The sequence below is a fragment of the Acinetobacter sp. AM genome, from assembly GCF_003105055.1.
In the GTDB taxonomy this organism is placed as follows: domain Bacteria; phylum Pseudomonadota; class Gammaproteobacteria; order Pseudomonadales; family Moraxellaceae; genus Acinetobacter; species Acinetobacter tibetensis.
This window is the reverse complement of the sequence record NZ_QETG01000019.1, coordinates 26,619-53,224: the sequence shown is the minus strand read 5'-3', so window position 1 is coordinate 53,224 and position 26,606 is coordinate 26,619. Positions and strand designations below refer to the sequence as shown.

Genomic DNA, 26,606 nt, shown 5'->3' with positions numbered 1-26,606 from the left:
ATGATGGAAGTTACTGCTAAATTACGCGGTGCCGCTATCTCGGCACAAAAAACTCGTTTGGTTGCAGACCTAATCCGTGGCAAATCTGTTGCTCACGCGCTTAATATTCTTAACTTCAGCAACAAAAAAGCTGCAGTTTTGGTTAAAAAAGCATTGGAATCTGCAATTGCAAACGCTGAACACAATAACAGTTTAGATGTAGACGACCTTAAGGTAACTACGATTTACGTTGATGAAGGCACTAGCCTTAAACGTATTATGCCACGTGCTAAAGGTCGTGCAGATCGTATTACTAAGCGTACTTGTCACATTACCGTTAAGGTAGGGGTTTGATATGGGTCAGAAGGTTCATCCAATCGGTATCCGCCTTGGTGTTGTAAAACGTCATAACGCCAACTGGTATGCGAGTCCGAAACAATACGCTGAATATTTGCTTAAAGATCTTCAAGTTCGTGAGTTTTTAACTAAAAAACTTAAGAATGCAATGATCAGCAATATTCTTATCGAACGTCCTACGGGCGCTGCTAAAGTAACGATTAGCACTGCACGTCCTGGTATCGTGATCGGTAAAAAAGGCGAAGACATTGAGAAATTACAGCGTGAACTTACTCAAATTATGGGTATTCCAGCGCAAGTAAGCATCAACGAAATCGATCGCCCAGACTTAGACGCTCGTTTAGTTGCTGAAGCAATTGCTTCTCAATTAGAAAAGCGTGTTATGTTCCGTCGTGCTATGAAGCGTGCGGTTCAAAACACGATGCGTGCTGGTGCTAAAGGTATCAAAGTTGAAGTTTCTGGCCGTTTAGGTGGTGCAGAGATTGCTCGTACAGAATGGTATCGTGAAGGTCGTGTGCCTTTGCATACACTTCGTGCGGACATCGACTACTCAACTATGCGTGCTGAAACGACTTACGGTACGATTGGTGTTAAAGTGTGGATCTTCCGTGGTGAGATCTTGGGTGGCATGAAACAAGTCATGAACCCAGCTCCAGCTGAAGAACGTCCAGCTAAACGCGGTCGTGGTCGTGGTGAAGGTCAAGAGCAACGTCGTGGACGTCGTAATGACCGTGCTGCTGACAAGGGAGAATAATCCATGTTGCTACCTAAACGTACCAAATTCCGTAAAGTGCAAAAAGGCCGTAACACTGGTCTAGCGCACCGTGGTAGTACAGTATCATTTGGTTCAATCGCGCTTAAAGCAACTGAACGTGGTCGTATGACTTCACGTCAAATTGAAGCTGCGCGTCGTACCATTAGCCGTCGTGTTAAGCGTGGTGGTAAGATCTTTATTCGTGTATTCCCAGACAAACCAATTACTGAAAAGCCATTAGAAGTTCGTATGGGTAACGGTAAAGGTAATGTGGAGTACTGGGTTTGTGAAATCAAACCAGGTAAGATCCTGTACGAAATGGAAGGTGTGAACGAAGAATTGGCGCGTGAAGCATTTACGCTTGCTGCTGCTAAGCTTCCGTTTAAAACCACTATCGTGACTCGGACGGTAATGTAATGAAAACTAAAGATCTACGTGAAAAATCGGTAGAAGAGTTGACAGCTTTGCTTGATGAGCAACAGCTTAACCAATTCCGTCTTCGTATGGCTAAAGCAACTGGTCAATTGGGTAAATCGCACGAAGTTGCGCTTACTCGTAAAACTATTGCTCGTATTAAGACCCTCCTTACCGAAAAACAGGGGAACGGACAATGAGTGAAAAAACAGTCCGCACGTTAACTGGCAAAGTAGTAAGCGACAAAATGGACAAGTCTATTGTTGTGCTTATCGAACGTCGTGTTCAACACCCGTTGTATGGCAAATCAATCCGCCGTTCAACTAAATTACATGCTCATGATGAGAACAACACTGCTAAATTAGGCGACGTTGTGACAATCAAAGAAAGCCGCCCAATTTCTAAAACTAAGTCTTGGACTTTAGTTGAAGTTGTTGAAGCTGCTGCTGAGTAATTAAACGTTCTTGCATCATCGGTCAATTTCGAGTACTCTTTGAGCCTTTCGAAATTGCGACCGGTGATGCACGGTTTTGGAGTAGGGCAATGATTCAAACCGAAACTATGCTCGACGTAGCAGACAACAGTGGTGCTCGCCGCGTACAATGTATTAAAGTACTTGGTGGTTCGCATCGTCGTTATGCTTCAGTTGGCGATATTATTAAAGTTACTGTAAAAGAAGCTATTCCTCGCGCACGTGTTAAAAAAGGTGACGTGATGAATGCTGTGGTTGTACGTACAAAATTCGGCATCCGTCGTCCAGATGGTTCAGTGATTCGTTTCGACGATAACGCAGCTGTTATTTTGAACAACAACAAAGCGCCGATTGCAACTCGTATTTTCGGACCAGTGACTCGTGAACTTCGTACTGAACAGTTCATGAAAATCATTTCATTGGCTCCTGAAGTTCTATAAGAGGCACTCATGGCTAAGATTAAAAAAGGCGATCAAGTAATTGTGATCGCAGGTAAAGAAAAAGGCAAACAGGGTACTGTTCTGTCTGTTTCTAATGACCGTGTTATGGTTGAAGGCCTTAACTTGGTTAAGAAGCATCAAAAGCCGAACCGTGCAACAGGTGCTGAAGGCGCTATTGTTACACAAGAAGCTTCGCTTCATATTTCTAACGTGGCAATTTTTAATGCTACAACCCAAAAGGCTGACCGTGTTGGTTACCAAGTGACTGAAGGCGTGAAAACTCGCGTTTACAAATCAAATGGTGAATCAGTGGCGGTAGCGAAGTAATAGGTTGAGAAGGCAATGGCCAGACTTAAAACGCGTTACAATGACGAACTTAAAGCTCAGTTACAAGAGACTTTAGGCGTTAAAAATGTGATGGATATCCCTCGCATTACTAAAATCACGATCAATATGGGTGTTGGCGCAGCAGCTGCTGACAAAAAACTCCTTGATGGTGCTCTTGCTGATATGCAAGCAATTGCTGGTCAAAAACCAGTGCTTACGTTAGCTCGCAAATCAATCGCTGGTTTCAAAATCCGTGATGGTTGGCCGATCGGCTGTAAAGTTACTTTACGCGGCGAACGTATGTACGAATTCTTAGACCGTTTGATCTCGATTGCGATCCCTCGTATCCGTGACTTCCGTGGTTTCTCTGCGAAATCATTTGATGGTCGTGGTAACTACTCTATGGGTCTTAAAGAACAAATCATGTTCCCTGAGATCGATTTTGATAAGATTGATCGTATTCGTGGTATGGATATTACCGTTACTACGACTGCTCGCACCGATGACGAAGGCCGTGCGCTTATGCGTGCATTCGGCTTCCCGTTCAAATAAGAGGTCGATATGGCTAAGAAAGGTATGATTAATCGCGAATTGAAACGCGAAAAGACAGTTGCTAAATTTGCTGCAAAACGTGCTGAATTAAAAGCTACGATTGCAAATGTAAATGCAAGTGACGAAGAGCGTTTCGAAGCGATGATGAAGTTACAAGCATTACCACGTAATGCATCTCCAGTACGTCTTCGTAACCGTTGTGGTTTAACTGGTCGTCCTCATGGTTACTTCCGTAAGTTCGGTTTAAGCCGTAACAAATTACGTGACACAGTAATGCAAGGTGATGTACCGGGCGTTGTTAAGGCAAGCTGGTAAGGAGCGACTAGAAATGAGTATGCAAGATACCGTTGCCGACATGTTAACTCGTGTTCGTAACGCACAAATGGCAAAGAAACAATCTGTTTCTATGCCTAATTCTAAGTTGAAGGTTGCAATTGCAAACGTACTTCAACAAGAAGGTTATGTTTCAAATGTAGAAGTTGCTGAAGTTGAAGGCAAAGCTACTTTGACCATCACTTTAAAATATTTCGAAGGCAAACCAGTTATCGAAACTGTGAAACGCGTAAGCCGTCCTGGTCTACGTCAGTATCGCGGTAAAGATGCACTTCCGAGCGTTAAGCAAGGTTTAGGTATTGCAATTGTTTCTACAAGCAAAGGCATCATGACTGATCGCGCTGCACGTGCTGCAGGCGTTGGTGGTGAAGTTGTTGCTTTTGTTTCTTAATAGGTGATTCCTCATGTCTCGTGTGGCTAAAGCCCCAGTAACTGTGCCTAACGGTGTTACAGTTACTCAGAACGGCCGGCAGGTCGAAGTGAAAGGCAGTAAAGGTACATTGTCTTTCAACCTGCATGCGCTGGTCGAGCTTAAACAGGAAGACGGTATTGTAGCTGTTGCTCCAAAAGCTGAGTCGAAAGACGCTTGGATGCAAGCTGGTACTGCTCGCGCTGTTCTTAACAACCTTGTAAAAGGTGTTAGTGAAGGCTTTGAACGTAAGTTGCAACTTATCGGTGTTGGTTACAAAGCTGCGGTTAAGGGTAACATTGTTAACCTTAACCTTGGTTTCTCTCACCCGATCGACTATACGCTTCCTGAAGGTGTAACTGCTGAAACTCCTACTGCAACTGAAATTGTCCTTAAATCTGCTGATAAAGCACGTTTAGGTCAAGTTGCTGCAGATATCCGTGGTTACCGTCCGCCAGAGCCTTATAAAGGTAAAGGTGTTCGTTATTCTGATGAAGTTGTACTTCGTAAAGAAGCTAAGAAGAAATAAGGCGCGAGGTTCTTATGAACGAAAAGAAACAATCCCGTTTGCGTCGTGCGAAAAGCACACGCTTGCACATTCGTGCATTGGGTGCGACTCGTTTGTGTGTAAACCGCACTCCGCGTCACATCTATGCTCAAGTTATCTCAGCAGATGGTGGCAAAGTTTTAGCGCAAGCTTCAACTTTAGATGCTACTTTACGTGCTGGTGCAACTGGTAATATTGAAGCAGCGACTAAAGTAGGTGCTTTAATCGCAGAACGTGCTAAAGCAGCTGGTATTACTAAAGTTGCATTTGACCGTTCTGGTTTTAAATATCATGGTCGTATCAAAGCCTTGGCTGATGCTGCTCGTGAAAACGGCTTGGAGTTCTAATCATGGCTAAAGTTGAACAAAACGAAGGTCTTGTTGAAAAGCTGGTTGCCGTTGATCGTGTAGCCAAAGTTGTTAAGGGTGGTCGTATCTTCTCTTTCACAGCACTAACTGTTGTGGGCGATGGTAACGGTCGTGTAGGTTTTGGTCGTGGTAAAGCGCGTGAAGTTCCAGCTGCGATTTCTAAAGCACTTGAAGCTGCACGTCGTAACATGATTACTGTAGACCTTGCTGGTACTACTTTACAACACCCTGTGAATGCACGTCATGGTGCAAGCCGTGTGTACATGCAACCTGCTTCTGAAGGTACTGGCGTAATTGCTGGTGGCGCTATGCGTGCCGTTCTTGAAGCTGCAGGCGTACATAACGTACTTGCTAAATGTTACGGTTCTACAAATGCTGCGAACGTTGTAAACGCAACTTTCAAAGGTTTGCGTGATATGACTTCTCCAGAGAAAGTAGCTGCTAAACGTGGTCTTTCTGTAGAACAAATTCAAGGGTAATCAATCATGAAAACGATTAAAGTTACCCAGACTAAATCCTCTTCTCATCGCTTGAAAAATCACAAGCTTTGTTTACAAGGTTTAGGTCTGCGTCGTATTGGTCATACTGTAGAAGTGCAAGATACGCCTTCTAACCGCGGTATGATCAACAAAGTCTACTATATGGTTAGTGTAGAGGAATAAGCCATGACTCTGCGTTTAAATGAACTTGCACCTGCAGAAGGTGCGAAGCGTGATAATCTTCGTCTAGGTCGTGGTATTGGCTCTGGCGTTGGTAAGACTGGTGGTCGTGGTATCAAAGGTCAAAACTCACGTAAAAGTGGTGGTACTCGTCCAGGCTTTGAAGGCGGTCAAACTGCGTTATATCGTCGTTTACCTAAATTCGGTTTCACTAGCCAAATCGCTTTAAAAACTGCTGAAGTACGTTTATCAGAGCTTGCTAAAGTTGAAGGTGATATTGTTTCACTTGAAACTTTAAAAGCGGCGAATGTTGTACGTAAAGATATGCTTCGTGCTCGTATCGTACTTTCTGGTGAAATTACTCGTGCATTCACTGTACAAGGTGTTGCATTGACTAAAGGCGCTAAAGCTGCTGTTGAAGCTGCTGGCGGCAAAGTCGAGGAGTAATCGCGAGTGTCTATGTCTCCTAGTTCTTCAGGTCATGTTCACATGATGAAAGGCCAACCGTTTTACGTGAAATATCGTGAAATTATTCGCCGAATGATGTTTCTCTTCGGTGCATTGTTGGTTTTTCGACTAGGAGCGCATATTCCAGTACCGGGCATTAATAATGCTGCACTTGAAAACCTTTTTAATGCAAACCAGGGCACAATCCTTGGTTTGTTTAATATGTTTTCAGGTGGTGCCTTAGAAAGAATGTCAATTCTTGCCTTGGGGATTATGCCGTATATTTCTGCATCAATTATTGTGCAGTTAATGTCGACTGTGATTCCATCACTCGAAGCTTTGAAAAAAGAGGGAGAGCAAGGGAAGCGCAAGATTAATCAATATACACGTCAAGGTACGTTGCTTTTAGCTTTAGTCCAAGCAACTGGAATGTGTGCAGGTTTGATCAGTCAAGGGATTACCTTGTCAGCTGGTTTAGCCTTTTATGTTCCTGCTGTAACCTCATTGGTTGCAGGTACTATGTTCTTAATGTGGTTGGGTGAACAAATTACCGAACGCGGAGTGGGTAATGGTATTTCCATGATCATTTTCGCGGGTATTGTTGCTGGATTGCCGAATTTAATTATGCAATCAATCTCATCAGTAGATAATGGTCAAACAAGTCTGATTGGCTTGGTTATTTTTGGCTTATTGTCTCTAGGTGTTTTGGCAGCAATTGTGTTTATTGAGAAAGCGCAGCGTCGTATTCCAGTAAACTATGCTCAAAAACAACAAGGTCGTCGTGTATTTACTGCACAGCAGACACATTTGCCATTAAAAATTAATATGGCAGGTGTAATTCCAGCGATCTTTGCAAGCTCTTTACTCTTGTTCCCAGCGAGTTTGGGGCAGTGGGTGGGAAGCTCAGATCCGAGTGCAGGAATAATCAAACGTAGTCTTCAAGATTTGGCTCTTTTATTGTCGCCTGGACAGCCGTTGTATTTGGTGCTCTTTGGTGCGTTAATTATCTTTTTCTGTTATTTTTATACGGCGCTCGTATTTAGCCCGAAAGAAGTATCGGAAAACTTAAAACGCAGCGGAGCTTATGTGCCTGGTATTCGCCCAGGTGAGCAAACTGCTCGTTATTTAGATCATATTCTCAATCGTTTGACGTTTATTGGTGCGATTTATATTACGATTGTGTGTTTAATGCCAATGATTTTGCAAAGTTCTTTTGGTATTCCATTCTATCTGGGTGGTACATCTTTGCTGATCGTAGTCGTTGTTGTTATGGATTTCATGGCGCAATTGCAAGCACATCTCACATCTCATCAATATGATAATCAAAAGTTAATGAGAAAAACGACTGCTCATCCGAAGGGATAAGCGCACTTAGAGGTTTCATCATGAAAGTACAAGCTTCTGTAAAGAAAATTTGTGGTAGCTGTAAAGTTATCCGTCGTAATGGGGTTATTCGCGTAATTTGCAGCGCAGAACCTCGTCATAAGCAGCGTCAAGGTTAATCTGATCAAGACCTGTTGATTTCAGTAGGCTAATTAGGTTATTATCCGCCCCTCAAGATTTTTGTGGGGCGGTTGATTATCTCTACTGCCTTTTTGGAGAAAATTGAATGGCTCGTATTGCCGGTGTAAACATTCCGGATAACAAGCATGCTGTTATCTCTCTCACGTATATCTTTGGTATTGGTCGCCACACTGCTAAGAACATCTTAGCTGCTGTAGGTATCGCTCCAACGACTAAGATTCGTGAATTAGATGATGCTCAGCTTGATGCGATTCGTGCAGAAGTTACTAAGGTTCCGACCGAAGGTGATTTACGTCGCGAAATTTCCATGAACATTAAACGTTTAATGGATTTAGGCTGCTACCGCGGTCTTCGTCATCGTCGCAGCTTGCCTGTCCGCGGACAACGCACCAAAACTAACGCACGTACCCGTAAAGGTCCGCGCAAACCTATTAAGAAATAAGATTTCTGGAAGCTAAAAGATGGCTAAAGATACTCGCGCACGCAAGAAGGTCACTCGTACCGTCTCTGAAGGTGTTGCACACATTCACGCTTCTTTTAATAACACCATTGTAACGATCACTGATCGTCAAGGTAATGCATTGGCTTGGGCTACTTCAGGTGGACAAGGCTTCCGTGGATCACGTAAATCAACTCCGTTTGCTGCTCAGGTAGCTGCTGAAGTTGCTGGTAAAGCTGCTTTAGATTACGGTTTGAAAAACTTGGACGTCCTTGTAAAAGGTCCTGGTCCTGGTCGTGAATCTGCGGTTCGTGCTTTAGGTGCAGTGGGTTATAAAATTAACAGCATTACCGATGTGACGCCAATCCCGCACAACGGTTGCCGTCCACCTAAAAAACGTCGCGTGTAAGGAGAAACATTCATGGCTCGTTATATTGGTCCAAAATGCAAACTCTCTCGCCGCGAAGGGACAGACCTGCAATTAAAATCTGGCGTTAAACCATTTGACGTTAAGACTAAAAAACATGCTAAAGCTCCTGGCCAACATGGTCAAAGCCGTGCAAAACAATCTGAGTATTCACTACAATTACGTGAAAAACAAAAAGTACGTCGTATGTACGGTGTTTTAGAGCGTCAATTTAGTAACTACTATAAAGAAGCTGCTCGTGTTAAAGGCGCAACAGGTGAAAACTTGTTGAAATTGCTTGAAAGCCGCCTAGATAACGTTGTTTATCGCATGGGTTTTGGTTCTACACGTGCAGAAGCTCGTCAGCTTGTATCTCACCGTTCTATCACTTTAAATGGTCGTCGTGTTAACATTGCGTCTATCCAAGTTAAAGCTGGTGACGTGATTGCAGTTCACGAAGGTGCTAAGCAACAATTGCGTATTAAAAATGCAGTTGAATTAGCTGCTCAACGTGGTATTCCTTCTTGGATGGAAATTGATCATTCTAAGTTGGAAGGTACATTTAAAGCTGCACCAGATCGTTCTGATTTACCTGCTGAAATCAACGAAAGCTTGATTGTAGAATTGTATTCTAAATAATCCTTGAGGTAGCAATAATGACGCGTACTGCAAATGAGTTTCTAACTCCGCAAGCGATCAAGGTCGAAGCGGTTAGCGGGACCTCGGCAAAAGTTATTCTAGAACCCTTAGAGCGTGGCTTTGGTCATACTCTGGGCAATGCTTTACGTCGCATCCTTCTTTCTTCTTTACCTGGCGCTGCTGTGGTTGAAGTTGAAATTGAAGGTGTTGAGCACGAGTACAGTACTTTGGAAGGCTTGCAGCAGGACATCGTCGAGCTCTTGCTGAACCTAAAAGGATTGTCTATTAAGCTGTTCGATCAAAATGAAGCTTATTTGACATTAGAGAAACAAGGTCCTGGTGACGTTACTGCCGCTGACCTTCGTTTACCTCATAATGTTGAAGTGGTTAACCCTGAACATTTGATCGGTACTTTAAGTGCTTCAGGCTCATTAAAAATGCGCCTGAAAGTTGCTCAAGGTCGTGGTTATGAGACTTCTGACTCACGTTTCCCAGAAGGCGAAACTCGCCCAGTGGGTCGTTTACAGTTAGATGCATCTTATAGCCCAATCAAACGTGTGTCTTACATCGTAGAAAATGCGCGTGTAGAACAACGTACTGATCTTGATAAACTGATCATTGATCTTGAAACCAACGGTACAGTTGATCCTGAAGAAGCAATCCGCAAAGCGGCGACAATTTTGCAACAACAAATTGCAATTTTTGTTGACCTTCAGAAAGATCAAGCTCCTGTTGCTCAAGAACCTCGTGAAGAAGTTGATCCAATTTTGCTTCGTCCAGTAGATGATCTAGAGCTTACTGTTCGTTCTGCGAATTGTTTAAAAGCAGAAAATATTTACTACATTGGTGATCTTGTACAGCGTACTGAGGTTGAGTTACTTAAAACTCCTAACCTTGGTAAGAAATCGCTTACTGAGATCAAAGATGTTCTGGCTTCTAAGGGCTTACAGCTCGGCATGCGTTTAGAGAACTGGCCACCAGCTAGTCTCCGTATGGACGATCGTTTCGCCTATCGTAGCCGTTAATTAAGTAGGACTATCACCATGCGTCATCGTAATAGTGGTGTGAAATTAGGCCGTACAAGCAGTCATCGTAAAGCGATGTTTCAAAACATGGCTAACTCTTTGTTTGAGCACGAGTTGATCAAAACAACTGTGCCTAAAGCAAAAGAGTTACGTCGTGTAGCTGAGCCTTTAATCACTTTAGCTAAAAACGATACTGTTGCAAACCGTCGTTTGGCGTTTGCTCGTACTCGTTCAGCAGCAACTGTTGGTAAATTATTTACCATTCTTGGCCCTCGTTACAAAGAGCGTAACGGCGGTTATCTACGTGTTCTTAAAGCGGGCTTCCGTGCGGGTGATGCTGCACCGATGGCTTACGTTGAACTAGTAGATCGCGAAGTTAACTAATTTCGCAGGATAACTCAGTTGTTCTTAAAAAAAGGTCGGTTTTTAACCGACCTTTTTTATTGTCTTTTGTTTGACAATATTTACTTTTGTCCTGAAATGACATGATTTTTATCTGAATTTACTCAACTTGACATTGATCATTGTCAAATTTGTGTTTTAATAAAATAGAATTATCAGTCAGGTTATAAAAACAACATGGAAAAGCAAATTGATATATTGATTATTGGAGCAGGTATTTCAGGGATTGGTTTAGCTGCACATTTATCTAAGAATAATCCAAATCGTTCTTATGAAATTATCGAGCGTAGAGAGAGTATTGGTGGCACATGGGATTTGTTTAAATATCCTGGGATTCGTTCGGATTCAGATATGTCCACCTTTGGTTATAATTTCAAGCCATGGCAGCAATCAAGTGTATTGGCGGATGGCGCGGCAATCAAAGGTTATTTAACGGAAGTTGTAGAAGAATATCAACTTGCTTCTAAAATTCATTTTAAACACAATGTCGTTTCTGCGAATTATGATTCGACTATTCAAAAATGGGTGGTGGAAATTGAAGATCATAAGCAAAAGAAACAGACTTGGGTAGCAAACTTTATTCTAGGCTGTACGGGTTATTATAATTATGATCATGGTTATCAACCTAAATTCCCGAATCAGCCAGAATTTAAAGGCGAGTTTATCCATCCGCAGCAGTGGCCAGAAAATTTAGATTATCGTGGGAAAAAGGTGCTTATCATTGGTAGTGGCGCTACCGCGATTACTTTAGTGCCCGCTATGGCAAAAGGTGGGGCAGCACATGTGACCATGTTGCAACGTTCACCGACTTATATTGCTTCGGTTCCTTCGATGGATTTTATTTACGATAAAATGCGTAAAATTTTACCTGAAGATCTTGCATATAAACTGACCCGTGCACGTAATATCGGGATGCAACGTGGTATCTATGCATTGGCACAAAAGCAACCGAAACTCTTGCGTAAATTCCTATTAAAATCAATTGAGTTACAATTGAAAGGTAAAGTGGATATGAAACACTTTACCCCAAGTTATAATCCTTGGGATCAGCGTTTATGTGTGGTGCCTGATGGTGATCTGTTTAAAATTTTACGCTCTGGTCAAGCCAGTGTAGAGACAGATTTAATTGAACGATTCACAGAAACAGGCGTCTTGTTAAAGTCAGGTAAACATCTCGACGCTGATATTATTATTTCAGCGACAGGCCTAGATATTCAAATTTTAGGGGGCTTAAAGGCAACTTTAGATGGTCAGCCTATTGATACCTCAAAGCATATGCTTTATCAAGGTGTGATGGTGAGTGATGTCCCGAATATGGCGATGATTATTGGTTATATTAATGCGTCATGGACATTAAAGGTGGATATTGCGGCTGACTATATTTGTCGTTTGATTAACTATATGGATCAAAAAGGTTATGTACAGGTGATTCCGCAAAGTGATCCAACTGAACTGTTGGAAGACACGGTGATGGGAAGTTTAACGTCAGGTTATATTGCCCGCGCTGCCAATGTGATGCCAAAACAAGGCAAGCATGCACCATGGAAAGTCACCAATAATTATTTGGCTGATCGTAAGGCATTGAAACATGCAACCTTTGAAGATGCTGTATTAAAGTTTAAGAAAGCATTACCGCATGATCAACGCAAGCCTAAATTGGTTTCTTGAGCTAAGAAGTAATGAAAAAGGAGCATTAAGCTCCTTTTTTATGATTCTTAGATTTTATAAGGTACGTGAAATGAGTTCTTTCATAATTTCATTGGTGCCTGCATAAATGCGATTGGCACGGTTATCGATATATGCGCGCGCAATTGGATACTCCAGCATGTAGCCGTAACCACCATGCAGTTGTAAGCATTCATCGACCACTTTAGAAAACATTTCTGAGATTTTGTATTTGGCTGCTGCTGCGGCATCGACAGCTAATTGCTCTGCAAGTTGTAGTTGCATACAGCGATCAAGATAAACACGACAAAAATCAATTTCGGTGCGGAGTTCAGCTAACTTAAAGCGAGTATTTTGAAAATCAGAAATGTGCTTGCCAAAAGCTTGACGTTCTTTCGTGTATTGTACGGTATGTGCAAATGCTGCCTCGGCACCAGCTTGGCAGATAATTGCCACTAGCATGCGCTCCCATGCCAATTCTTTCATCAGCATCATAAAGCCCATTCCCTCGGCTCCAAGTAGATTTTGCTTAGGTACACGCACGTCATCAAAGAACAACTCGCAGGTGTCTTGACCTTTCATGCCGATTTTATTCAGTGGTTTGCCTTTGCTGAAACCGACACGGTTGGCTTCGACCATAATGAGTGAGAGATTGGCAGAACCTTTGTCGCTGTGTCCTGTTTTACAGACCACAATGGCCATATCACAGAGATAACCATTGGTGATAAAAATTTTGGAACCATTAATAACATATTCATCCCCCTCGAGGACGGCAGTCGTCTTGATGGCTTGTAGGTCTGAACCTGTGCTGGGTTCGGTCATTGCAATGGCAGTGATCACTTCACCTGATGCCATTTTGGGTAACCAGTGCTGCTTTTGTGCTTCATTACCAAAGTTGTTTACGTAATTGGCAACAATATCAGAATGCAGAGAGAATCCTGTTGCGGAGTCCATTGCATAGGCTTGTTCTTCAATCAGGATCATGCTGTATAGACGATCAACACCAGAACCACCATAAGCTTCGGGCATGGTGGCACAGAGTAGGCCCAGTTGACCGGCTTTATTCCATAAATCTCGATCAACATGTTGTTGTTGTTCATATTTTTCAGTATTTGGTACAACCTCTTGAGTATAAAACTTGCGCACCATGTCACGGAATGCTTCGTGTTCCGAATTGAACAGTTGTCTTGGTAACATGTGGGTCAGTGGGCGAATAGCTCCAGATTGCATGATTATGATGTCCATTAATTATCATTGTGAGGTTGAACTTAAAAGATCTGTGGTGACTTGGGCAATGTGAGTAATGCTCAATTCCATAAAAAAAATGGTAGATTTGGTCATTCATGGGAAATGTCTCGAAACTTCGCCAATGATTCGGTTAAACTAAGGAACTTCTGTTTGGTCTAGGGGAATACAATGAGCGAAGAAATGACGCTTGAAGAACGCAAAGTGATTTATCGTGCACGTCGTGGTTTAAAAGAAATAGATGTGTATTTTGACCCGTATGTTCGAACTTATTATTTAGCGGCATCTCCTGAAGAAAAAGCGTTATTTGCAGAATTAGTTGAACAAGAAGACCCTGATTTACTCGATTGGTTTATGGAAGTCGGCGAACCGCCACGTGCTGAAATTAAGACGTTTATTCTTAAATTAAAGCATTACGTTCATGGCTAACACCGCATATTATTTGAAACGCAGTCGCGTGGCGATTGTGTTTCAGATCGGTCTATTGTTTCTGATTCAATATTTAGTTTCGGTTTTATTGCCTGTGTGGTTGGCAGTGCTTATTTTGATTATGCTGCTATTTTCATTTTGGCTGCAATTGAAGCGCGCTACACTGCATTATTTTGAAGCATTTTCGATAGATGATTGGTCTATTCGGCCAACCGATCAAGGTGTACAGCACATGCGACTTAAGCGAGTGGTTGATCATCATTTTTATATTGTGCTTTATTTCCAACAACAATCATCTTGTAGCTATGTCATTTGGTATGACCAGTTAACACTCAAAGACTGGAAAAAACTGAAATTGTTGGCAAAAATGTTCTGATTGTTAGACAGTTAATAATTTTATTAATTTAATTAAAATATATAAAACAATAATTTAATGTTAATTCGTTAATGCTTTGTCTGACAAAAAATTAATTTATTGGCATAAAGTATAAATTGTTAGACAATTTTTGCAGATACATCTGTGTTTTCTTTGTACATTAAAACCACCAAGCAGCGAACGAGGAGATCAGTATGATTTTTCCAACGTGGTTGTTTCTAATGGTAGCGATTGTTTTGGCAATTGTTATAGGACGTTTAGGAACTGTGCTGAAGGATCGATTTGCACAAACATAAAGCCCATTGGGCGTTCATTTAATAGGTAGCATGTGCTGAACCGTCGCAATGCTACTTTTTTTTGCCCAAAATTTAACAATCCTACTGCTAGAGTCAATTTTTATCTTTATTTTTCATGGCAAAGTAATCCTTTGAATTAGAGTAAATACTCTTTTATTCGAAAATAGCTTCTGCTATGTTTACTGCGAAGGACACAAACAAAAAATATAGAGGACAGGAAGATGTCGCAAGTCCAGAAAATTGGCCAAGGTATGGCGATTTTAATGATTACAACAACTGTACTTACAGGATGTTCGCATGTAGTGAAATCTGGCGCGAATGTCGCTTTAGGATTTAGCGAAAAGCATATTGTTCCGCCCATTTTAGCCATGGAAGATGCGGATATGGTGTGTAATTCGGGGAATGCGTTAACGCCTGCAATTATGTCAACTCAAGATATGGGGGCAGACCCGACGCGTATAGCAATTTTACTTTTTTCTGCTGCGGGTACATGTGCTGAAAATAGAGCACTCGATGCTGAACTCCGTTATTTGCGTGCGTCTAAAGCAGGACAGGTCACAGAAGCTCAAGATGCGCGTATTGAGCAAAAGCGTTGGTCGGCTGTAGCAGCACAGCGTCAATATGCCGGTTATCAACTTTTAGAGAAGCGTTGGCAAGCCAAGTATCAGCAAGAACTGGGTGAGAGTTGCCCAAAAATGAAAAGTGATATTGATCAGACCGTGTATTTACTGGGCTTGATCAGTGGCGTACAAGCCATGACCAATGACATTAATGCAGGTGGTTCTGTCAATGTACCGAAAGATATTGCCGCAATTGTAGAGCGCGGTATGGTGTGTTTGAACAATGAAAAGTTCTGGGGGGCACCTGAGGCAACACGTGCGGCAATTTGGACTTTGCTGCCAGGTGCTGGAGATGGTAAACCAGATCCATACCAAACCCTAAAACAATCCATGCAAATTGGTGAGCAAAAAGGTGTACGCTTATCTCATGCCTTATATGCGGTAGCAGCCCAAGCCAGTGGTGATGATGCCAAAATTCGTGATGCCTTAAAACAGTTTGCAGCGGCACGTTCAGATGAAAAGCCTGTTAATCCCCAGTTCAAGTTGATTGACAGTATGGCGGCCAGTATGGTGCAAGGTATTTCAGACCGCTACTGGACGGAACACACAGGAAAACGTACAGCCGATGATGGTATGCAGAAATTCTGGGATGAACAGGAAGATAGCTCGGGTCTGGATGATTTATTCAATGCCTCGGAAGGTACAGCAAGTACTGCAAAAGAATAGACCGTGGCGTGAAATAGCATGAAGCAAAGGATTTGCTGAGAAATTGAGGGAGATGCTGATGAATGTCCCATATTTTGTTCGAAAGGTGCTCTTTATTGCAGGAGTTGCCTCAATATCTGCCTGTTTACAGATTTTTGCAGACTATTTTATCTATTGGCGGCCAGATTTGTTGGAGCAATTCTGGCGTCTTTGGACGGCACATTGGGTGCATGTCGGATGGATACATTATCTGCTGAATATGTTTGCCTTTGCTTGTTTTCCTTTTATTTTTCCTCATGTCCGAATTTGGCAATTGGCTGCATTACTGCTAGTGCTTCCAGTGTGTATTAGCTTAAGTTTCTATTACGCTTTTCCTGATATCGAAGCTTATGCAGGACTTTCAGGCGTATTACATGGCGCTTATGTTGCGGTAGCACTTGTCCATTTAAGTTATGCACATGAACGTAAATTTGCTGCGGGTGTGTTGGGGCTGATTGTGTTGAAGTTAATTTGGGAAAATACAATAGGCAACACCAGCACCGCAGAATTGATAGGAAGTCCTGTTCTGATTGAAGCCCATTTGTTAGGCGCACTTTGGGGTATGCTATTAGCCGCCGTCTATTTCCCTTTTCATTTACAGTTACTTAAGCCAAAGAGTTGACATTTTAAGCAGAAAGAAAATAAAAACAGTCATTCTTTTCAATCTGAAAGTCATGCAGAGTGAAGTTGAAAAATAAAGATAGAGCAGAATATGGAGATGTTCTGTTCATAGAGGATCTCTACGTCATCATTGATGATGAGTAAAATAAAAATAGGAACGTATATGTATGATGCAGGACAGAAACGGTCTGGATTAGACCTGTTTAAATATATCTGGACAGAATGGATATCTGCCTTTGTGATTTTGGTGTTACTGGTTTTGACACTGATTATTGGCACAGGTGAAATGATTCATGGACAATTATTGCGCATGGGTGAAAGTCTATATGGTGACCCTGCCAAGAGCATGCAATATTCTTTTTTGAGAGCTGAGCCAAGTAAACCTGATTGTGACCGAAATCCGAATGTAGATGTGTTGGTTCAAACACAAATGAAAACCAACGCCGCTGATGAATTTGCTGATATTTTTGGTACAGCATCTGAGTCGGATGTCAGGGCTTCGATTATTGCGGCACGAAATCTATGTGAAGAAAAATATCAGTTTTATGATAAAGCAATGCAACATATGCAGGCGCATCCAACCTTAAGAACCTACCGTACCGTGGAAACAACTTTCTTTGGTGTGTTTAAATTTGGTAGTGAGAATCGCGCCATTTTATTGGTATTGATGGTGGTATTTGCGGCAATCAGTGCAACGCTAAAAACGCATCATATTGGCTTACGTAGCCCGACAACTAAAATTGATTTTCGGGTTTATAGTCTATTTATGTTGCTGGCAAATGGTTTTTTGGTGGCTTCTAGTTTAAGTCAGTATCACTCTGTCCAAAACTCTGGTGTTCCAATGACAGGTGAAATGTTCAGTATTTATTGGATGTGGATCATTTTATTTGGTGTGTTGACGGTCATCAGTTTATTCCAAGTCGTGAAACAGCCCCAGCCGACGCAAGAGGGTGGGCGTTTGAGCATGGCATTTCTGAGCGTCCCTTTATATGCCTACATGGCGGTCATCACAGGGGTTGCCTTTACCGTCTTCATGGATTACCCGATGGGGCAAGGGATTTACTTAGGACAACTGGTCGAGTTTTCCAGTATCTTCCTGAATCTTGCGCTCTTTATCTGGGCCGGGATGCTGTTAAAGCAAACACGAATTGTAGATTTATTCCTGAATATTTTACGTCCATGGAATCTGGCACCTGAGACTTTAACTTGGCTCATTCTGATAGCAGCAGCATTACCAACGGCCTACACAGGGGCATCAGGAATTTTCGTGATTGCCGCAGGGGCAATCATTTATAAAGAAGTCTGGAATGCAGGTGGACGTCGCCAATTTGCTTTGGCCGCAACAGCCATGTCAGGTTCTTTAGGGGTGGTATTAAGACCATGTTTATTGATTGTCGTAGTCGCATCACTCAATAAAGAAGTCACCACAGACTGGTTATATCAATACGGCAGTTATACCTTTTTACTCACATCGACGTTGTTTTTAGTGGTGTCTTTGTTCCTTGCAGAGCAGAAGTTTCGTATTGCACCCTTAAATATTGCTGCACCCAAGTCGGTGCGTGCGATTGCACCAGTCATGCCTTATATTTTAATTTTTGTACTGATCTGGCTGTTTTATAAATATGCGCTATCGACAGATTTGAATGAATTCACAGCCCCAGTCATGATGCCAATTATTCTATTGATTATGGTGTTATTCGATAAATTACACCATGAACCAGCCCCGATTCAAGCTGTAGGGCATTGGGATGAAACACTGGATTTGAATTATACATCGTCTACGCAACCTGCAATGGCTGGCGCAGATTTACTCAATACAGCAGAATATCGAGAGGGGATTTATTCTGCACATGCAGCAGATGAGCTTGTTGTCAATCATACGGTTCAGCATTCAGAAAAATTAACCCCAATGCGTCAAGTGGGTTTCTGGAAAGCGATGCACATTTCGACCAGTGAAACGGTTGGGCATATTGGGGCGTTGGTCATTCTCATGGCGTTGTCAGTCAGCGTCGGGGGGTTCCTTGAACGGGTGGAAGTCATGAGCCTGTTTCCAACGGATATTGGTAATATTTATTTGGTCATTACCATGATTGTAGCTCTGATGATTGTTGTGGGTATGATCATGGATCCGTTTGGTGCTGTTATTTTGATTTCTGCAACGGTCGCTCCCGTAGCCTATCAATATGGTATCCATCCTGTACATTTCTGGATGATTACCTTGATTGGTTTCGAGTTGGGTTATGTGACTCCGCCAGTGGCACTCAATCATTTACTGGCACGTCAGTCGATTGGTGATGCAGAAGTGGCTGAAGCCGATGCAGAAGTTCGACATGAATCATTCTATTATCGATATGAACGTTGGATTTTACCGTTATTGGTATTATTCCCTGCCATGCTGATTATTGCTTATATCCCTTACTTGTTTAAATTGTTCGGTTGGTATCATTAAGCGATTCAAATAACAGAATAAAGCACCTTCGGGTGCTTTATGTTTTTTTGCGTTGTTGAAATAGGGGACTACAAAACAGAATGCCAGCTAAGATTAAGCTGAAGCCAATTAAACTGTAATGATCAGGAACTTCCTGCCAGAAAATATAACCCCAAGCCCCTGCAAAAATAATGGCAATATAGTTCACGGGACCAATCTGACCAGCGGGTGCCAATTGGTAGGCTTTAGACATAAAAATCTGACTGATGTTGGCTAATACGCCTGCAGTTATTAAAAAACCAAGTTCGTACAGTGTATAAGGTCGCCATAACCAAAACATTGGCAGCATGGAAATGAGCGTGCCGATGAAGCAGAAGTAAAATACAATTCGTTCTGGAGGTTCGGTGCTGGTCAGCGCACGCACGGTGACAAATGCCATTGCGGCTAAAAAGCTTGCGATTAAGCCAATCAGGGAAATCTGGTTAAATAGCCCTGAGTCTGGCTTTGCTACAAACAAAACGCCACCTAGCCCAATTGCCGCTGCCAATAACATGGAGCGAGTAATTTTTTCTTTTAAAAATAGCCATGCAATCAGTGGGATAAAGATGGGGGAGGAATAGGTAAAGACCATCGCATTGGAGAGTTTTAAGTGGGCAATCGCATAGAAAAAGCCATACATGGCAATTAGACCAACGACTGCGCGCCAAGTGTGCATCCAAATTTTGGTGGTTTTAAAAAATCCCAATCCTTTATTGAACATGATCGGCAGAAAGACGAATAAGCCAATAAAATTTCGGAAAAAAACGATGGTGGGATTATCTACGCTATGAGAAGCATAACGAATACAGACTCCCATCAGCGAAAATAAAAAAGCAGAGAGGGCAAGAAAACCAAGCGCTTTGACCAAATTGCGATTGGTTGGAGAGAGGTTCATGCGAAAATTCGGCATAATCATAAATCGATCTATTCTAGCCGAATTTGATCAGAATATTTTATTGAGCCTTGGCGAGTTGAGCTTCGAGTAATTTCACCTGTTCTTCTTTCAAAGCAATTAAGTCATCTGCATCAGCATGTTGTGCTTTCAGCGTTTTCTCTTGTTCATCTAGTTGTGTCTGAATGTCATCCAGTTTGGCAATTTCTTCTTTGGCCAAGCTGGCATTTTTCGGCACATCTTGTTTTAAAATGGTTTCATCGACCAATTGAATCGGTGCTTCAGTCGTCGTATTTGCAACCGCCGTAGAAGCCGAATTGTCCACCACAGGAGCAGCCTCTTTAACGACTGGTTTGGCAGGTGTACGTACAACTTGGTGTTCGACCTCATGTTTTGGTTGAGGGCTCGACATCCATTGGTAAGCTAAAAAAATAGCCACCAATACCACCAGTCCAGCAATAATCCCCACTAAAAGTTTTGAATTTTGTCTTTGATCTAACATCATGACTTAAACCTTGTTGTTATTCAGGCTGACGAGGTTTGAATTGAATGACCCCAATTTCGTCTGGATGTTCAGGTTCAGCAGACTCGACATGAGTCGGGCGCTTTTCTGTATATTCACACGTTATACATTCAATCCACTCGTCATCCACAGTGATGATTTTAACCACACGATCCAAAGCTCCGCATTTAGGACATTTTGCGCCTGCGATAAACTGTCTTTTCATGTCAGTTAATAACACCCTGTGAACAATAATGACGTAGTTTAAGCGGTTTTATCTGCGTTCGTCCAACCCTGATGACGTAATAATGCATCTATTTTGGGTTCGCGACCGCGGAAATTGATAAATGCATCAAGTGCCGTATCTTTTCCGCCAACTGCTAGAATAAACTGTCGAAACTCTTTGCCAGTCTGGGTGTTGAAAATTCCTTCTTTTTCGAAACGATCAAAAGCATCACTGGCTAGAACTTCCGCCCATTTATAAGAATAATAGCCCGCAGCATAACCTCCCGCGAAAATATGACTAAAGCTATGTTGGAAACGGTTATAAGATGCTGTTGGGGCAACGGCATAGTTCTGACGAATTTGATCTAACGTTGTTTGAATGCCTGTTGCTTCTAGGGCAGGTGTAGTTCGATGAATATTCAGATCAAATAAGGCAAACTCGATTTGACGTAAGGTTTGCATACCAGACTGGAAGAAACGGGCATCGAGTAATGCTTTGAGCAAGGATTCAGGGAGGACAGCTTTACTTTCAATATGCTCACTAAGCAAATCTAAACTTTCTTTGTCCCATGTCCAGAACTCCATAAACTGGCTCGGTAATTCTACTGCGTCCCAAGCAACGCCATGTGTCCCTGCTACAGAAATATGATCGACTTCGGTCAGCATGTGATGCAAGCCATGCCCAAATTCGTGGAATAGCGTGGTGACTTCATCATGGGTGAGCAAAGCCGCTTGTCCTGCAACAGGTGGAGTAAAGTTACATACCATGTAGCAGATTGGTTTTTGTAAACCTTGTGCGGTTTGCATGCGAGAACGGAAGCCACTCATCCATGCGCCACCGCGTTTGCCGCTCCGCGCATAGAGATCAAAATAGAATCCACCGACCACTTTGCCTTGATCTTCCAGTTCAAAATATTGTGCATCTGGATGCCAAACTGGGGCTTCACGTTGCACAACTTGAATGCCATATAAGCGCTCAACAATGTTGAATAAGCCTTGTATGATTTTCGGTGCTGGGAAATATGGTTTTAAATCTTCTTGAGACAGATTGAATTGCTGAACTTTGAGCTTTTCTGAGTAAAACCCTGTATCCCACGGTTCTAGGATTTGAACCCCATCTTGTTGTGCAATCGCTTTCAGCTCGGCAATTTCTTGCTCAGCAGGTTGACGTGCATGTTCTGCTAGCTCGATTAAAAAGTTGGCGACGGTGTCGACATCAGGAGCCATTTTGCTCGCAAGGGACAATTCTGCATAGTTATTAAAACCGAGCAACTGCGCCATTTCCTGACGTAGGCTCAAGATTTCTTCCATCACCGCCGTATTATCAAATTCAGCTTGTTCTGCCTGATCGGAAGCGCGAGTGGTATAAGCACGATATAATTCTTCGCGCACAGTACGATCTTCTGCATAGGTCATAATTGCCAAATAAGCAGGAATATCTAAAGTGGCAACTGCTTGTTCAAGTTCACGTTGTTGACCATATTGTTTTAATAATTCAATGCTGCTGGCAGGTAGACCTTTGAGTTGCTCTTCGCTTAAAGGCTTGAAATAAGCTTGAGAGGCATCCAACACATGGTTGGAGAAGTCCGAAGACAACTGCGATAAACGTGCTGAGATTTCAGCATAACGCTTTTTCGCTTCACCTTCTAAGGCTACGCCCGAGAGTTTGAAATCACGTAATGCTAGTTTGATGGCACTTTGCTGTGCCGCAGGCAGTTGATTAAATTCTGTCGAATCTTGGATCTGTTGATAGGTCTGGTATAGCACCGTATGTTGCCCGAGTGCTGTGTAATATTCACTCAGTGCAGGCAGTAAAGACTGATAGACATCACGGGTTTCAGTATTATTCATCACGGCGTTCAAATGGGATAACACTCCCCAAGCTTCGCTCATGCTATTTTCAAGTTCATCGACTTGGCTCAAGACGTGCAGTTGTGCTGCATGTTGTTCAGGTACCGCAGTGAGTTCGGCTAAAAATTGCTGACCGTGTTGGATGGCTTGTTCAATTTGTTGTTTTAAGTTGCTAAGTTGAATTTGATCAAACTGAGGAACAGGTAGAGTTGCTTGATCTAAGTGCATGTGCATTCGCCATTTCATTTTAAACTTCATCTAGATGTAGGGGCTCTTGCGCGGGAAATCAAGTTTTAATTGATTGAGTTTGCTGTTCAGACCTAAATTCAGCCCAAGAGGTAAAGGATTGATCTATGCGCTGAGGAATATATAAGACTTTGGCAAAGTTACGGGTCATACACTCTGTTGCCAGAATTTCACCACTTTTATATTTCTCTTTACGATGGCGCCAGATTTCATTCTGACGATAATAGTCTTGACCAATTTTTAAGAAAGCATGCTGCTGTTCAAACACATGATAGACATAACCCAAGTCTGCCGAACAGCGAAGTTCTCCTTCCAGACATTTATCACTAAACCACAGGCGAATCTGAAAGGTATGCGGCGTCGGATTATAAAATTGATAATCAATATAGTTATAAAAGATCGCGGCACCGCTACCAAAAGGTAAAACCCGTCCTTGATCGGGGAAGGGATCAAATGAGTGCTGTGCGCGTTGTACCACCTGTAGTGGGCTATGGAGGACCAACCAATGAATCAGATTGGCAATTTGGCAAATTCCACCGCCAATCCCGCCTCGTGCTTGGCCAAAACTCAGCTCCATTCCTTCAACATAGCCTTTGGCTTGTGTAGGTTGTCCAACCAGTTGGCAGAAAGAAAACGTTTGCTTAGGATGAATGAGAATGCCTGAAATACAAGGGCTGGCTATTTTTAGATTGATGACTTTGTTGTGTTGCCAGTGCTGCTCACTGTCACCTAATTTTCGGATTAAAACCGATTGATGTTTTTTAACCCGATAAGGCAAGGGGGTTGAGCACTTCTGTTGGGCATAATCTTGACCATCAGTTTTCCATTGCCAATAGCGTAACGCCCGTCGGGTACGGGTCGATAAAAAGTAAAACAGTGGATGATACTGGCTAATCGGTTTATTGATAAAACGTCGAATGAATTTCATGATATTTTTATAAAAAAGGGTGTTAAGGCGAGAAGCCTTAACACCTTATAGGTTTATTCACTACGCACTTTTGCGTTGGCTTTTTTCTTTTTCACTTTATTTTTTTTCTTGGCTTTGTCTTTGTTTTTAGCATCGGTTTTACTGGATGCTTTCTTATCGGCTTTTTTACCATAAGAATTAGACTTGGCTTTCTTCTTCGTGACTGGCTGATCGCCAGATTCACGGGCTTCCGTTGAAGCTTTCGCTGCACGTGGGATGAACGTTTCTTCTTTTACCTGAACTGTTGCTGTTTTGGCAATACGTGGAGCACGGCTACGAATCGCACGTCCTGCATGGCTCAGTTGTTGAATCAGTTCAAAATCAATCTTGCGTTCTTCTAAGTTGACTGCTGCAACTTTAATTTTAACTTCATCGCCTAAACCAAAAGTTTGCCCACGGTTTTGTCCCACCAGACTTTGGCTGACTTGGTCAAACACAAAAAAGTCATCGCCTAGTTTACTGACATGCACCATACCATCGACATACAGGTCTTTCAGGGTCACGAACAAACCAAATTCTGCCACAGCGGAAATCACCCCGACAAATTCATCCCCTAGATGCTGTTGCATATAGTGGCATTTTAACCACATGGTCACAGAGCGAGATGCTTCATCTGCACGACGTTCAGTCTGAGAGAAATGTTCACCTGCATCATCCAGTGCTGCGCCTGAAAGTGGGAATGGTTTTCCGGCTAATTTTGCTTTAATGGCACGATGCAGCAGTAAATCTGGGTAGCGGCGAATTGGCGAAGTGAAGTGGGTATACGCTTCATAAGCCAGACCATAGTGTCCTGCATTTTTTGCGCCGTAATACGCTTGCATCATAGAGCGTAACAACACTGCATGAATACTTGGTGCATCGATACGATCTTTGGTCGCTTCAATAACCGCCTGATAATCAGCTTGAGTGGGCTGGTCAGAGAATTTCAATCCTAATAATTTGACAAAATCACGGACTTTTTGAATGCGAGAGAACTCAGGTGGTTCATGCACACGGTACAGCATTGGAATATCATGCTCGAGAGCAAACTCAGCCGCAGCCACGTTCGCCAACAACATACATTCTTCAATCAGTTTATGTGCATCATTACGCGTACGTGGCAGAATTTCATTAATGCCGCCTAAATCGTCAAAGGTCATGTAGGTTTCGACGGTTTCAAATTCCATGGCATGACGTTTGCCGCGTAAGTCTTTAAGGACTTGATACAGTTGGAGTAAGGTATTCAGTGATTTACGTACTTCACGATCTTCAGGCACCGCAGCGCTATCGCCATCAAAATATTGGGCGACTTGCGTATAGGTCAGACGTGCTTTGGAATGCATGACTGAAGGGTAGAATTCAAAGCTTGTGACGCGACCCGCACGGGAAAGTTTTAAATCACAGACCATACATAAACGGTCTACATGTGGATTTAAAGAACATAACCCATTCGAGAGCGCTTCAGGCAACATTGGCAGCACAAAATGTGGAAAATAAACTGACGTGCCACGTTCTTGCGCTTCATCATCCAGCGGTTTGCCAATACGAACATAGTGACTGACATCGGCAATCGCCACGACTACACGATAGCCTCCGCCAGAACGTTTTTCGGCATAAACGGCATCATCAAAGTCACGAGCATCTTCACCATCAATGGTGACTAAAGGCAGGTCACGTAGGTCGATGCGACCTTCACGGTCTTTGGCCGTTGGTTCTTTAAAGCTTTCGGCCTCTTTGAGGACTTCTTCTGGAAATTCGTAAGGTAAACCAAATTCTAAAATGGTTTGTGGAATAATGATTTCAGTATCCGCTTTGTCCGCCATGGACTGGATCACGTGTCCCGTCGCGAATTCTTCACGAGTTGGATAGTCATCAATTGCAATACGAACTGAATCACCCAGTTTGAGTTTTGCATGCTCAATCAACTCTTTTTCTAGTGTAATGGGTTGATGTGCATTTGGATTGGCAGGTTGAATAAAGTATTCACCTTCATGTTGTGAGACTTTTCCGATGATTTGCTTGACGCGACGTTGCAAAACTTCAGAAATAAAGCCCCACGCTTTACCTTTGCGATCAACTGAAGTTTGTTGCACTTTAACCCGATCACCATTAAAGACTTGGCGGAGTTCACGTTCAGGTAAAAATAGATCATCATGACCTGTAATACTGGCTGTACCAAAGCCTTTACTGTTGATATAGACCGTAGCTTCATAGCTCGGTTGATCGGCCATACGTTGAAATTTAAAACCATCTTTCATCAGTTGACCATCACGTACCATAGCGATAAGGCGGTGACTTAGCGCATCAATGCTCTTTTGATCGGCAATTTGGAAATGTTCTACTAAATCAGCATGCGATTGTGGCGAGTTTAATTGTTCTATGGTTTCTAAAATGAGCGTACGGCTCGGAATAGGATTTTCGTAGCGTTCAGCTTCCGCTTTGGCTTCAGGATCGACCCAATTTTTCATCATGGATTTGGTTTTGTGTCAGAAGATAGGATTAGCATAAGACATGCTGCGTCAGACTGCACGTAAATGATTGCAATAATGTGTTTTTCACGGCGCAATTCAACTTAGCTGGTTGAGTTTTGGATACTAGAAGCTGAGATACCGTATAAATTCCGTTCAAGTTTGGATGAATTGCTTAAAAAGTATTTAAATGAGCAAAAAAAAGTAAAAAATTGATCGTCTTTGCTTGCAGTGCTAGCATGAAGTTTGTATTATGGCGGCACGTTACGGTGAGATGGGTGAGTGGCTGAAACCACATCCCTGCTAAGGATGCGTACGGGTAACTGTACCGAGGGTTCGAATCCCTCTCTCACCGCCAACTTTACTTATGTCGCGCTCATAGCTCAGCTGGATAGAGCACTTGGCTACGAACTAAGGGGTCGGGAGTTCGAATCTCTCTGAGCGCACCAATAAGTAAACTGTATGTAACGTATCGCCTGAATTGGCACACAAGTAATGCGCTCATAGCTCAGCTGGATAGAGCACTTGGCTACGAACTAAGGGGTCGGGAGTTCGAATCTCTCTGAGCGCACCAACTTGA

At 42.6% G+C, this 26,606-nt stretch carries 34 protein-coding genes, 3 tRNA genes and 1 pseudogene; 31 read left to right on the top strand and 7 right to left on the bottom strand.

The features are described 5' to 3' along the window. Positions 1-3: 3 nt before the first annotated feature. The 23 genes and pseudogenes from rplV to DCO44_RS11240 all read left to right on the top strand — a co-directional run bounded on the left by rplV (position 4) and on the right by DCO44_RS11240 (position 12,161). Positions 4-333, top strand: coding sequence for a 50S ribosomal protein L22 (gene rplV / locus DCO44_RS11350; protein ID WP_004691320.1), 330 nt, complete (start codon positions 4-6; stop codon positions 331-333). A gap of 1 nt (position 334) precedes the next feature. Continuing rightward, positions 335-1,154: pseudogene (rpsC, locus tag DCO44_RS11345) on the top strand (30S ribosomal protein S3). Continuing rightward, positions 1,094-1,507 (top strand): 50S ribosomal protein L16, encoded by a 414-nt coding sequence (gene rplP / locus DCO44_RS11340; RefSeq protein WP_016168597.1) that lies wholly within the window; start codon positions 1,094-1,096, stop codon positions 1,505-1,507. Before rpsC ends, rplP begins: the two are co-directional and overlap by 61 nt. Continuing rightward, positions 1,507-1,704 carry a 50S ribosomal protein L29 gene (gene rpmC, locus DCO44_RS11335; RefSeq protein ID WP_004650482.1) on the top strand — a complete coding sequence of 66 codons (198 nt, stop codon included), beginning with the start codon at positions 1,507-1,509 and terminating at the stop codon, positions 1,702-1,704. Before rplP ends, rpmC begins: the two co-directional genes overlap by 1 nt. Beyond that, positions 1,701-1,958, top strand: coding sequence for a 30S ribosomal protein S17 (gene rpsQ / locus DCO44_RS11330; protein WP_016168596.1), 258 nt, complete (start codon positions 1,701-1,703; stop codon positions 1,956-1,958). Before rpmC ends, rpsQ begins: the two co-directional genes overlap by 4 nt. A gap of 89 nt (positions 1,959-2,047) precedes the next feature. Beyond that, a complete protein-coding gene (gene rplN / locus DCO44_RS11325) occupies positions 2,048-2,416 on the top strand; it encodes a 50S ribosomal protein L14 (protein WP_001982634.1) in 369 nt (122 codons plus the stop codon). Between the two features lie 9 nt (positions 2,417-2,425). Further along, on the top strand, positions 2,426-2,743 hold the full coding sequence (gene rplX, locus DCO44_RS11320) for a 50S ribosomal protein L24 (protein ID WP_116761954.1): 318 nt from the start codon (positions 2,426-2,428) through the stop codon (positions 2,741-2,743). A gap of 15 nt (positions 2,744-2,758) precedes the next feature. Then, positions 2,759-3,295, top strand: coding sequence for a 50S ribosomal protein L5 (gene rplE, locus DCO44_RS11315; RefSeq protein WP_116761952.1), 537 nt, complete (start codon positions 2,759-2,761; stop codon positions 3,293-3,295). Positions 3,296-3,304: 9 nt separating this feature from the next. Further along, complete coding sequence (gene rpsN / locus DCO44_RS11310; protein WP_004754234.1) at positions 3,305-3,610, top strand: 30S ribosomal protein S14; 306 nt, start codon at positions 3,305-3,307, stop codon at positions 3,608-3,610. Positions 3,611-3,623: 13 nt separating this feature from the next. Continuing rightward, positions 3,624-4,019 (top strand): 30S ribosomal protein S8, encoded by a 396-nt coding sequence (gene rpsH, locus DCO44_RS11305; RefSeq protein WP_116761950.1) that lies wholly within the window; start codon positions 3,624-3,626, stop codon positions 4,017-4,019. Positions 4,020-4,032: 13 nt separating this feature from the next. After that, positions 4,033-4,566: a 50S ribosomal protein L6 gene (rplF, locus tag DCO44_RS11300; RefSeq protein WP_116761948.1), complete on the top strand. Its 534-nt coding sequence runs from the start codon at positions 4,033-4,035 to the stop codon at positions 4,564-4,566. Positions 4,567-4,580: 14 nt separating this feature from the next. Continuing rightward, on the top strand, positions 4,581-4,931 hold the full coding sequence (gene rplR / locus DCO44_RS11295) for a 50S ribosomal protein L18 (RefSeq protein ID WP_016168591.1): 351 nt from the start codon (positions 4,581-4,583) through the stop codon (positions 4,929-4,931). A gap of 2 nt (positions 4,932-4,933) precedes the next feature. After that, positions 4,934-5,431: a 30S ribosomal protein S5 gene (rpsE, locus tag DCO44_RS11290; RefSeq protein WP_004657688.1), complete on the top strand. Its 498-nt coding sequence runs from the start codon at positions 4,934-4,936 to the stop codon at positions 5,429-5,431. Positions 5,432-5,437: 6 nt separating this feature from the next. Then, positions 5,438-5,614 (top strand): 50S ribosomal protein L30, encoded by a 177-nt coding sequence (gene rpmD / locus DCO44_RS11285; protein WP_000849088.1) that lies wholly within the window; start codon positions 5,438-5,440, stop codon positions 5,612-5,614. A gap of 3 nt (positions 5,615-5,617) precedes the next feature. Next, entirely contained in the window at positions 5,618-6,058 is a 441-nt protein-coding gene (gene rplO, locus DCO44_RS11280; protein ID WP_016168590.1) for a 50S ribosomal protein L15, read from the top strand. Between the two features lie 45 nt (positions 6,059-6,103). After that, positions 6,104-7,423, top strand: a complete 1,320-nt coding sequence (gene secY, locus DCO44_RS11275; RefSeq protein ID WP_171304975.1) for a preprotein translocase subunit SecY — start codon at positions 6,104-6,106, stop codon at positions 7,421-7,423. 20 nt (positions 7,424-7,443) lie between these two features. Further along, positions 7,444-7,560 carry a 50S ribosomal protein L36 gene (gene rpmJ, locus DCO44_RS11270; RefSeq protein WP_000867907.1) on the top strand — a complete coding sequence of 39 codons (117 nt, stop codon included), beginning with the start codon at positions 7,444-7,446 and terminating at the stop codon, positions 7,558-7,560. 107 nt (positions 7,561-7,667) lie between these two features. Beyond that, entirely contained in the window at positions 7,668-8,024 is a 357-nt protein-coding gene (gene rpsM, locus DCO44_RS11265) for a 30S ribosomal protein S13 (protein ID WP_016168588.1), read from the top strand. Between the two features lie 19 nt (positions 8,025-8,043). Further along, on the top strand, positions 8,044-8,430 hold the full coding sequence (gene rpsK, locus DCO44_RS11260; protein WP_004281491.1) for a 30S ribosomal protein S11: 387 nt from the start codon (positions 8,044-8,046) through the stop codon (positions 8,428-8,430). A gap of 12 nt (positions 8,431-8,442) precedes the next feature. After that, the gene (rpsD, locus tag DCO44_RS11255; RefSeq protein ID WP_016168587.1) at positions 8,443-9,066 is read left to right on the top strand and encodes a 30S ribosomal protein S4; all 624 of its coding nucleotides are present in this window, start codon (positions 8,443-8,445) and stop codon (positions 9,064-9,066) included. A 17-nt stretch (positions 9,067-9,083) separates the two neighbouring features. Then, positions 9,084-10,091, top strand: coding sequence for a DNA-directed RNA polymerase subunit alpha (locus DCO44_RS11250; protein ID WP_116761944.1), 1,008 nt, complete (start codon positions 9,084-9,086; stop codon positions 10,089-10,091). An 18-nt stretch (positions 10,092-10,109) separates the two neighbouring features. Then, positions 10,110-10,475 (top strand): 50S ribosomal protein L17, encoded by a 366-nt coding sequence (gene rplQ, locus DCO44_RS11245; protein WP_116761942.1) that lies wholly within the window; start codon positions 10,110-10,112, stop codon positions 10,473-10,475. Between the two features lie 195 nt (positions 10,476-10,670). After that, entirely contained in the window at positions 10,671-12,161 is a 1,491-nt protein-coding gene (locus DCO44_RS11240; protein ID WP_116761940.1) for a flavin-containing monooxygenase, read from the top strand. 54 nt (positions 12,162-12,215) lie between these two features. On the opposite strand, the gene DCO44_RS11235 is transcribed toward DCO44_RS11240, so the two are convergent. Then, on the bottom strand, positions 12,216-13,388 hold the full coding sequence (locus tag DCO44_RS11235; RefSeq protein ID WP_116761938.1) for an acyl-CoA dehydrogenase family protein: 1,173 nt from the start codon (positions 13,386-13,388) through the stop codon (positions 12,216-12,218). Positions 13,389-13,574: 186 nt separating this feature from the next. On the opposite strand from DCO44_RS11235, the gene DCO44_RS11230 reads away from it, so the two are divergent. The 5 genes from DCO44_RS11230 (at position 13,575) to DCO44_RS11210 (ending at position 18,878) form a co-directional block, all read left to right on the top strand. Further along, entirely contained in the window at positions 13,575-13,832 is a 258-nt protein-coding gene (locus tag DCO44_RS11230; protein WP_116761936.1) for a succinate dehydrogenase assembly factor 2, read from the top strand. Beyond that, the gene (locus tag DCO44_RS11225; protein WP_116761934.1) at positions 13,825-14,208 is read left to right on the top strand and encodes a hypothetical protein; all 384 of its coding nucleotides are present in this window, start codon (positions 13,825-13,827) and stop codon (positions 14,206-14,208) included. The genes DCO44_RS11230 and DCO44_RS11225 overlap by 8 nt, the downstream gene beginning before the upstream one ends. A 517-nt stretch (positions 14,209-14,725) precedes the next feature. Beyond that, entirely contained in the window at positions 14,726-15,790 is a 1,065-nt protein-coding gene (locus DCO44_RS11220; protein WP_116761932.1) for a hypothetical protein, read from the top strand. 58 nt (positions 15,791-15,848) lie between these two features. Next, positions 15,849-16,430, top strand: a complete 582-nt coding sequence (gene rrtA, locus DCO44_RS11215; RefSeq protein WP_116762001.1) for a rhombosortase — start codon at positions 15,849-15,851, stop codon at positions 16,428-16,430. 162 nt (positions 16,431-16,592) lie between these two features. Beyond that, positions 16,593-18,878: a TRAP transporter large permease subunit gene (locus DCO44_RS11210; protein WP_116761930.1), complete on the top strand. Its 2,286-nt coding sequence runs from the start codon at positions 16,593-16,595 to the stop codon at positions 18,876-18,878. 37 nt (positions 18,879-18,915) lie between these two features. Here the strand turns inward: DCO44_RS11210 and DCO44_RS11205 are convergent, their stop codons facing one another. Genes DCO44_RS11205 through rnr form a run of 6 tightly spaced genes read right to left on the bottom strand, consistent with a single transcriptional unit; the run spans position 18,916 to position 26,029 of the window. After that, positions 18,916-19,791, bottom strand: a complete 876-nt coding sequence (locus DCO44_RS11205) for a DMT family transporter (RefSeq protein WP_116761999.1) — start codon at positions 19,789-19,791, stop codon at positions 18,916-18,918. 58 nt (positions 19,792-19,849) lie between these two features. Beyond that, positions 19,850-20,293, bottom strand: coding sequence for a hypothetical protein (locus DCO44_RS11200; RefSeq protein WP_116761928.1), 444 nt, complete (start codon positions 20,291-20,293; stop codon positions 19,850-19,852). A 16-nt stretch (positions 20,294-20,309) separates the two neighbouring features. Continuing rightward, positions 20,310-20,516: a YheV family putative metal-binding protein gene (locus DCO44_RS11195; protein ID WP_016168574.1), complete on the bottom strand. Its 207-nt coding sequence runs from the start codon at positions 20,514-20,516 to the stop codon at positions 20,310-20,312. Between the two features lie 38 nt (positions 20,517-20,554). Continuing rightward, a complete protein-coding gene (locus DCO44_RS11190; protein WP_116761925.1) occupies positions 20,555-22,594 on the bottom strand; it encodes a M3 family metallopeptidase in 2,040 nt (679 codons plus the stop codon). 58 nt (positions 22,595-22,652) lie between these two features. After that, positions 22,653-23,540, bottom strand: coding sequence for a VanW family protein (locus DCO44_RS11185; protein ID WP_116761923.1), 888 nt, complete (start codon positions 23,538-23,540; stop codon positions 22,653-22,655). A 53-nt stretch (positions 23,541-23,593) separates the two neighbouring features. Beyond that, on the bottom strand, positions 23,594-26,029 hold the full coding sequence (rnr, locus tag DCO44_RS11180; protein ID WP_171304970.1) for a ribonuclease R: 2,436 nt from the start codon (positions 26,027-26,029) through the stop codon (positions 23,594-23,596). Between the two features lie 265 nt (positions 26,030-26,294). On the opposite strand from rnr, the gene DCO44_RS11175 reads away from it, so the two are divergent. The 3 genes from DCO44_RS11175 (at position 26,295) to DCO44_RS11165 (ending at position 26,600) form a co-directional block, all read left to right on the top strand. Continuing rightward, positions 26,295-26,384 (top strand) — tRNA-Ser (locus DCO44_RS11175). A 14-nt stretch (positions 26,385-26,398) separates the two neighbouring features. After that, positions 26,399-26,475, top strand: a tRNA-Arg gene (locus tag DCO44_RS11170). 48 nt (positions 26,476-26,523) lie between these two features. Next, positions 26,524-26,600 (top strand) — tRNA-Arg (locus tag DCO44_RS11165). The last annotated feature ends 6 nt before the right edge of the window (positions 26,601-26,606 follow it).